Here is a 7666-nt window from a genome sequence, read left to right as displayed (position 1 = left end):
CACCGTCTACGTCTCCGCCGAGGAACTGATGGACCTGGAGCACGCGCGCCTGGTACTGCGCGGCGAGCACGGCCTGGCCATCGACCGTGGACGCATCGTCCGCGAAGCCGTCGCCGTCGTCCTCGCCGACCTCGAATCCCGCGGTGACGCCAGCATCCTGGTACGGCGCCTGCGGGGTCGCTGAGTCCGGCGTTTCGCGGACCGCATCGAGGGACCCCGGGCGCGGTCACCAGGCCCCCGGACCGGGGCAAGGTAGCCTGCCGTCCTCACCCCCGCACCCTGGACCGCGATGCCCACCACACCCGATCCCCGCCGCCCCCGCCGCCACCTGGGCTCCGGCCCCGCGGCCGCCGAGCCCTCGCGGGTCGCTCCGGAACCCGAGGTGCCCGCCGGTGCGGGGGGCGTGAGCGCGGCGCCCTCCGGTACTGGGACCGGGGCCGAGCCGGGCCCGCCCGTGGCGGTGACCGAGGTGCCGGCAGACGCGGGAGGCGCGGGCGAACCGCCCTCGGCCGGGTCGGTGGGCGGCGGCCCCGGGGTGCCGGAGCCGAGCCCATGGATGCGGCCGGAGACCCGCGCGCCGGACGCGGCGGCCACCGCGGTGGTGAGGGCACCGCGGTCCGCAGCCGAGGGGGAGCCGTCGGCGGCGGCGACCGGACCGGCGCCGCCGGTCGGGGGCGAAGCCCGGGAGGCGGTCGGACCGGCCGAGCCCGGTGAATCTCCCGAGTCCGCCGAACCGCGCGGGCCCGGTGAGGCCGCCGAATCGCCCCAATCCTCCGGGTCGCCGGAGTCCCCCCGGTCCCCGGAATCCCCCGACTCCGCCGAGGGCAATCGCTTCACCGTGCGGCTGGCGAACTTCGAGGGGCCGTTCGACCTGCTGCTGCAGTTGATCTCGAAGCACAAGCTGGACGTCACCGAGGTCGCGCTGTCCAAGGTGACCAATGAGTTCATGGCGTACATCCAGGCGATGGGCCCGGACTGGGACCTGGACCAGACGACCGAGTTCCTGGTGGTGGCGGCCACGCTGCTGGATCTGAAGGCCGCGCGGCTGCTGCCCGCCGCCGAGGTGGAGGACGAGGCGGACCTGGCGCTGCTGGAGGCCAGGGACCTGCTGTTCGCGCGCTTGCTGCAATACCGCGCGTACAAGCGGATCGCCGCGATCTTCGCCGAGCGGCTGGAGAACGAAACGCTGCGCCACCCGCGTACGGTGGGCCTGGAACCGCACCACGCCGAGCTGCTCCCCGAAGTGGTGCTCAGCGTCGGACCGGAGCGGTTCGCCCGGCTTGCGGTCAAGGCCATGCAGCCCAAACCGAAACCACAGGTGTACGTCGACCACATTCACGCGCCGCTGGTCAGCGTCCGGGAGCAGGCCGAGCACGTGATCGCGCTGCTGAGCGAGCTGGGCGAGGCGAGTTTCCGGCAACTGACCGCCGACGCCGCCGACACGCTCACCGTCGTGGCCCGCTTCCTCGCCCTGCTGGAGCTGTACCGGGAGAAGGCGGTCGCGCTGGACCAGGAGGAGGCGCTGGGCGTGCTCCGGGTCCGGTGGACCGGCGCCGCCGCGGGCTCCGCCGTACCGCTGGTGACCGACGAGTTCGACCAGGAAGCCGCGCAGACCGAGCAGACCGCGGGAACCAAGCAGGCCGGAGGGACCAAGCAGGCCGCGAAGGCCGCGTCCGGTCCCGGCCCGGCGGACCCGGACCCCGACCGCAGTACGAACCGGGCCGCGACCCCGGGTACCGACCGGGCCACCGGCCCGGGCACGAAGGGAGAGCAGCGATGACCGACGTGGCCGACCTCGCCGGGACGGCAGCCGCACTGGACCCCGGAGCCGCCGGCCGCGGCGACCCCGCGCCGGCCGGCCTGCTCGACGCCGCGACCGCCGGGCTGCAGCTCAAACCGGCGCTGGAGGCGGTGCTCATGGTGGTGGACGAGCCCGCCACCGAGGAGCAGCTGGCCAAGGTGCTGGACCGGCCGCGCCGCGCGATCGGCAGGGCACTGCGCGAGCTGTCCGACGACTACACCCGCGAGGGCCGCGGCTTCGACCTGCGGCTGGTGGCCGGCGGCTGGCGGTTCTACACCCGGCCGGCCTTCGCGCCCGCCGTGGAGAAGTTCGTCCTCGACGGCCAGCACGCCCGGCTCACCCAGGCCGCGCTGGAGACGCTGGCCGTGGTCGCGTACCGGCAGCCGGTCAGCCGTTCCCGCGTCTCGGCGGTCCGCGGGGTCAACTGCGACGGCGTGATGCGTACGCTGCTCCAGCGGGGTCTGGTCGAGGAGGGTGGGACGGAACCCGAGACAGGTGCGATCCTGTACAGGACGACGAACTACTTCCTGGAACGTATGGGCCTGCGCAGCCTCGACGAGCTGCCGGAGCTCGCCCCGTTCCTGCCGGAGGCGGACGCGGTCGAGGCGGAGTCCCAGGAAGGGCTTCCGTCGTTCGACCCGGACGCGCCGGACGAGACGCCCACCACAGCGAACACGGACACTTGATGCGAAGCAGTGACAGGAACAGCGGCGGCAACCGGAACCCCCGGGGCAGCGGCGGCGGAGCCGACCGGCGCGGGGGCGGTGGTGCGGACCGGCGTGGCGCCGGCGGCGACCGGCGTGGCACGGGTGCCCAGGACCGGCGTGGCTCCGGCGCCCAGGACCGGCGCGGGGGCGAGGGGCCGGAGCGCCCCCGCAAGCCGCGCCCCGAGGAGCGCCGGTACGACGTCGGCACCACGGGCCAGTCCGGCGCGAACAAGCCCGGCGGCATGCCCCGCACCAAGGGCACCACCGGCAAGCCGACCGGCAACCGCGGCCGGGGGACCGTACCCGGCAGGCCCCGCGAGCTGGACGCGCAGATCGAGGAGCGCAACCGCGAGCGGCACAGCAAGCCGCAGCCCAAGCTGCCCAGGACCTTTCCGGGTGCCGAGCAGGAGGGTGAGCGGCTGCAGAAGGTGCTGGCCAGGGCCGGTATGGGTTCGCGGCGGGCGTGTGAGGAGCTGATCGAACAGCGGCGCGTCGAAGTCAACGGGAAGGTGGTCACCGAGCAGGGCCTGCGGGTCGACCCGGCGAAGGACGAGGTGAAGGTGGACGGGCTGACCGTGGCCACCCAGTCGTACCTCTTCTTCGCCCTCAACAAGCCCGCGGGCGTCGTCTCCACGATGGAGGACCCGGACGGGCGGCAGTGCCTCGGGGACTACGTGACCAACCGGGAGACCCGGCTCTTCCACGTCGGACGGCTCGACACCGAGACCGAGGGCCTGATCCTGCTCACCAACCACGGCGAGCTCGCGCACCGCCTCACGCACCCGCGCTACGGCGTGCAGAAGACGTATCTCGCCGCGATCCAGGGGCCGTTGCCGCGCGACCTCGGCAAGCGCCTGCGTGACGGGATCGAGCTGGAGGACGGCTGGGCACGCGCCGACCACTTCCGCATCGTGCAGAACACCGGCAAGAACTACCTGGTCGAGGTCACCCTGCACGAGGGCCGCAAGCACATCGTGCGCCGCATGCTCGCGGAGGCCGGCTTCCCGGTGGACCGGCTGGTCCGCACCAGCTTCGGCCCGATCCCGCTGGGCGACCAGAAGTCGGGCTGGCTGCGCCGCCTCACCAACACGGAGGTCGGCATGCTGATGCGCGAGGTGGACCTGTAGGCCGGCGCCGAACTCCGGTACCGGGTCACGGGCGTTGGGCCGGCTCCGGTACGGGGCCGGCGGCGGCGCCCGCCCCGCCGCCCGCCGCTGGTACGGTCCCGGCGGCGTTCGTCCCGCTGCCCGCCACTGGTGCGGCGGCGTTCGCGCCCGTCCCGCTGCTTGTCCCTGGTGCGGCGACGGCGGCGATTGACCCGGTGTCCGCACCCGGTACGGGGACTGCCGCGGTTCCGGGCCCGCTGCCCGTGCCCGTGCCGATCGCGGTGGAGGCCGAGACCTGGCGCACCCGGATCAGGAAGTCCTGGACCCGGCCGCGGTCCGGCTCCGCTGGCAGTGGGGTGCGGCCGACCGCCGCGTCCGTCTCCTCGTGCAGGGTACGCATCCAGCTCCGCACCTCCTCCCAGGACAGTTCGCCGCGCTTCACGGCGAGCAGCCGGTCGCGGTGATCGCCGACGTCGATGGTCAGGCGGCCGGTGCGCAGCAGATCGCGGCAACTGATCAGTAATCGCAGCAGATGCATCGCGTGCTTCCAGCGCGGCCGGCCCTGGCTGCGCAGGTCGGCCTCCAGCCGGCTCAACTGCTGCGCCGCGTATCCGCGGAAGGTCGACTCGGCCTGACGGGACAAGAAGGCGTCCCGCAGGTCCAGCAGTTCACGCCCGACCGGGTCCACGTGCTCGACCAGCGGCGAGTGCAGGCACTCCAGCAGGTTCGGATTGGCCCGCAGCGCCAGCGCGCAGAACCGCTCCAGCTCCCAGGAGAACTGCTCGTCCCGCGGCCCCGTCACATGCGTCGGCGGCTTCTCGAACCGCCAGAACATCGGCGTGGGCGCCACGTAGACCCCGCGCCGGTCGGTGTCACTGGCGTCCGTGGCCAGACCGAAGGCGCGCGAACCCATGACGCAGGCATAGACCGTGTGATCCCTGACGAGGCCGTGCCCCAGCGAGTCGCGCATGGGGGCGATTATCGTCATGAAGTGCTACGGCCGCCGGAGTTTTTGCGCTTCGGACGGTGATCGCCGGGATTCCTGGAGTGACGGCCTGCGCGGTGCCCCCGGTACCCCCGCGGGCCACGGGGTGCGTCTCGTCCTGCGGGCGCCCGGCCCGCGCCCGCCCCGGCGGTCACTACCCTGGTCGGCACAGACCGACCGCAGGACCACCGCAGGACCGCGCAGCACGAGGAGCGAGTGACGTGGACCGACCCCGTAAGGCCCGCAGGGCTCGTCCCGCTCCCAGGGGCGGGTCCGCGCGGTCCGCGGCAACGGCGACCGGGGTGAGCGCCCGGTGAGGACCGCCCTCGTTATCGGAGCCGGCCTGATGGGCACGTCCGCCGCGCTCGCCCTCACCTCGCGCGGCGTGGACGTCCACCTCACCGACCACGACGACTCCACCGCCCGTACCGCCGAAGCGCTCGGCGCGGGCACCGCCGGGGTTCCCGGGGAGCCGGTCGACCTGGTGATCGTCGCCGTGCCGCCCGCCCACGTGGCGGCCACCCTCGCCGACGCGCTGCGGCGCGGCCTCGGCCGCGGCTACCTCGACGTGGCCAGCGTCAAGGGCGGCCCGCGCCGCGAACTGGAAGCGCTCGGCTGTGACCTGACCCGCTACATCGGCACCCACCCGATGGCCGGCCGCGAGCGCTCCGGCCCGCTGGCCGGCACCGCCGACCTCTTCGAGGGCCGCCCCTGGGTGCTCACCCCGACCCCGGGCACCGACACCGAGGTGCTCAACCTCGCCCTGGAACTGGTCGCCCTGTGCCGGGCCGTCCCCGTCGTGATGGACGCCGACGCGCACGACCGCGCGGTGGCCCTCGTCTCGCACACCCCGCAACTGGTCTCCAGCATGGTCGCCGCCCGCCTCGAGCACGCCGACGACGCCGCGGTCCGGCTCTGCGGGCAGGGCATCCTCGACGTCACCCGGATCGCCGGGTCCGAGCCCGGCATGTGGATGGACATCCTCGCAGCCAACCCCGGCCCGGTCGCCGACGTCCTCGCGGACCTCGCCGCGGACCTCGCCGAGACGGTCGCCGCGCTGCGCGCCCTGCAGAGCGCCGACGACGACAAGCGCCGCGGCGGCGCGGCCGGCGTCGAGGACGTCCTGCGCCGCGGCAGGGCGGGCCGCGCCAAGGTCCCCGGCAAGCACGGTGCCGCCCCGAAACCGTACGAGACCGTCGCCGTCCTCATCGGCGACCAGCCGGGCGAACTGGCCCGCCTCTTCGCCGAGGCGGGTGCGGCCGGCGTCAACATCGAGGACGTCCGGATCGAGCACTCCACCGGCCAGCAGGCGGGCGTCGTCCAGCTCATGGTCGAACCCCGCTCGGCCACGGTCCTCACAGCGGCCCTGCGGGAGCGGGGCTGGGCGCTGCGGCAGTAGTCACTCGGGCTTCCTGCTCACTTGCTCCGCGGACGGCCTCGTTCCTCGGCCGGCCACTGCGCGAGTTCGTGCGTCAGCCCTCGGCTGGTCCAACCTGCTCACCGTGAGGGGGCTGAACAGTCGGAGGCCACTCCGCCGGACGGGGACCGGCGCAGCCCGGCGTCAAAGATGGGGTGGCGTGACGTCACCCGCCTGGCCGGTAACCTTGGGGGATGGCATCCGGCGTCCGCCGGCCCGCCCGTCCCCCGCTACCGCGTTCGCGGCTCGCACGAGGAAGGCTCTCCGCTGTGGTAAATCCGGTGATCGTCGCCATCGACGGCCCCTCCGGCACGGGCAAGTCGAGCACTTCCAAGGCGGTCGCCGCCAAGCTCGGGCTGAGCTACCTGGACACCGGCGCCCAGTACCGGGCCATGACCTGGTGGATGCTGAACAACGGCGTGGACGTCGACGACGCGGTCGCCGTCGCCGACGCGGCGGGCAAGCCGGTGATCGTCTCCGGCACCGACCCCGCCGCACCGGCCATCACGGTGGACGGCGAGGACGCCTCCGGGCCGATCCGCACCCAGGAGGTCACCGCCGCGGTGAGCGCGGTGAGCGCGGTGCCCGAGGTGCGGGCCAGGATGGTCGAGGTGCAGCGCGCCGCCGCGACGTCGTCCGACGGGATCGTCGTGGAGGGGCGTGACATCGGCACCACCGTCTTCCCCGAGGCCACCGTCAAGATCTTCCTCACCGCCTCCCCGGAGGCCCGCGCCGCCCGCCGCAGCGGCGAGCTGAACGGCGCGCAGAGCGTCGCGGACACCCGGGCCGCGCTGATCAAGCGGGACGCGGCCGACTCGGGCCGCACGACCTCTCCACTGGCCAAGGCCACCGACGCGGTCGAGGTCGACACCACGCAGCTGTCCCTCGAGCAGGTCGTCGAGCGCGTCGTGACACTGGTCGAGGAGAAGCGAGACACCCGGTGACCTCCCAGCTCGGCCCGGTGCCGGGCGCCCGGTCCTGGTCCGCGTCCGGAAAGCGGTCCGCGACGGTCGCGAGCGAGCGCGGCGCGGCCGTCGGCCGCCGGATCGGCGTCGGGTTGATGCACGGCCTGTGGCGGCCCCGGGTGCTCGGCGCCTGGCATGTGCCCGCGCAGGGCGCGGTCATCCTGGCCGGCAACCACAGCAACAACATCGACGGTCCGATGCTTCTGGGCACGTCTCCCCGCCCGGTGCACTTCCTGGTGAAGAAGGAGGCGTTCATCGGTCCGCTCGATCCGTTCCTGCACTCCATCGGCCAGCTCCGGGTGGACCGCGAGAGCACGGATCGTACGGCGATAACCGCCGCGCTCGGCGTCCTGGAGCGCGGCGGGGTGCTGGGCATCTTCCCGGAGGGCACCCGGGGCGAGGGCGACTTCGCACGGCTGCGGTCCGGTCTGGCGTACTTCGCGGTGCGCTCGGGTGCCCCGGTCGTCCCGGTCGCCGTCCTCGGCAGCGCCCGCCGGGGCCGGCTGGTGTCCGCGCTGCCGCCGCTGCGCTCCCGGATCGACATCGTCTTCGGCGAGCCCTTCGAGGCCGGCGACCCGGGCGGGCGCCGCACTCGCGGCGCACTGGACGCCGCGACCGTACGGATACGGGAGCGGCTGACCGCGCACCTGGCCGAGGCCAGGCGGGCCACCGGCCGCTGACCGGC

Annotated in this window: 6 protein-coding genes and 2 pseudogenes; 7 read left to right on the top strand and 1 reads right to left on the bottom strand. The window is 74.0% G+C overall.

Annotated features, from left to right (window positions below):
* From VIW71_RS07805 to VIW71_RS07790, 4 genes and pseudogenes are all read left to right on the top strand, one after another.
* Positions 1-184, top strand: a pseudogene (locus VIW71_RS07805) (hypothetical protein); the annotation flags it as partial.
* Positions 185-289: 105 nt separating this feature from the next.
* The gene (locus VIW71_RS07800) at positions 290-1780 is read left to right on the top strand and encodes a segregation and condensation protein A (RefSeq protein WP_331621273.1); all 1491 of its coding nucleotides are present in this window, start codon (positions 290-292) and stop codon (positions 1778-1780) included.
* Positions 1777-2487, top strand: coding sequence for an SMC-Scp complex subunit ScpB (gene scpB, locus VIW71_RS07795; protein WP_331621272.1), 711 nt, complete (start codon positions 1777-1779; stop codon positions 2485-2487). The genes VIW71_RS07800 and scpB overlap by 4 nt, the downstream gene beginning before the upstream one ends.
* Positions 2487-3635 carry a pseudouridine synthase gene (locus VIW71_RS07790; RefSeq protein ID WP_331621271.1) on the top strand — a complete coding sequence of 383 codons (1149 nt, stop codon included), beginning with the start codon at positions 2487-2489 and terminating at the stop codon, positions 3633-3635. Before scpB ends, VIW71_RS07790 begins: the two co-directional genes overlap by 1 nt.
* Positions 3636-3900: 265 nt before the next feature.
* On the opposite strand, the pseudogene VIW71_RS07785 reads toward VIW71_RS07790, so the two are convergent.
* Positions 3901-4584: pseudogene (locus VIW71_RS07785) on the bottom strand (nucleotidyltransferase domain-containing protein); the annotation flags it as partial.
* Between the two features lie 328 nt (positions 4585-4912).
* Here VIW71_RS07785 and VIW71_RS07780 point away from each other — a divergent pair.
* From VIW71_RS07780 to VIW71_RS07770, 3 genes are all read left to right on the top strand, one after another.
* Positions 4913-5998 carry a prephenate dehydrogenase gene (locus VIW71_RS07780; protein WP_331621270.1) on the top strand — a complete coding sequence of 362 codons (1086 nt, stop codon included), beginning with the start codon at positions 4913-4915 and terminating at the stop codon, positions 5996-5998.
* Positions 5999-6297: 299 nt separating this feature from the next.
* Entirely contained in the window at positions 6298-6960 is a 663-nt protein-coding gene (gene cmk / locus VIW71_RS07775) for a (d)CMP kinase (protein WP_414720691.1), read from the top strand.
* Positions 6961-7076: 116 nt separating this feature from the next.
* Positions 7077-7661: a lysophospholipid acyltransferase family protein gene (locus VIW71_RS07770; protein ID WP_331621283.1), complete on the top strand. Its 585-nt coding sequence runs from the start codon at positions 7077-7079 to the stop codon at positions 7659-7661.
* Positions 7662-7666: the final 5 nt, after the last annotated feature.

It is taken from the genome of Streptomyces sp. (assembly GCF_036524955.1).
Lineage (GTDB): Bacteria > Actinomycetota > Actinomycetes > Streptomycetales > Streptomycetaceae > Actinacidiphila.
The sequence above is the reverse complement of the archived record's forward strand: the minus strand, read 5'-3'. Positions and strand labels throughout refer to the sequence as shown.

Bases quoted from the DNA above. Each gene is read 5' to 3' on its own strand.
- VIW71_RS07800 (WP_331621273.1), top strand. From the start codon at position 290: ATGCCCACCACACCCGATCCCCGCCGCCCCCGCCGCCACCTGGGCTCC.
- scpB (WP_331621272.1), top strand. From the start codon at position 1,777: ATGACCGACGTGGCCGACCTCGCCGGGACGGCAGCCGCACTGGACCCC.
- VIW71_RS07790 (WP_331621271.1), top strand. From the start codon at position 2,487: ATGCGAAGCAGTGACAGGAACAGCGGCGGCAACCGGAACCCCCGGGGC.
- VIW71_RS07770 (WP_331621283.1), top strand. From the start codon at position 7,077: ATGCACGGCCTGTGGCGGCCCCGGGTGCTCGGCGCCTGGCATGTGCCC.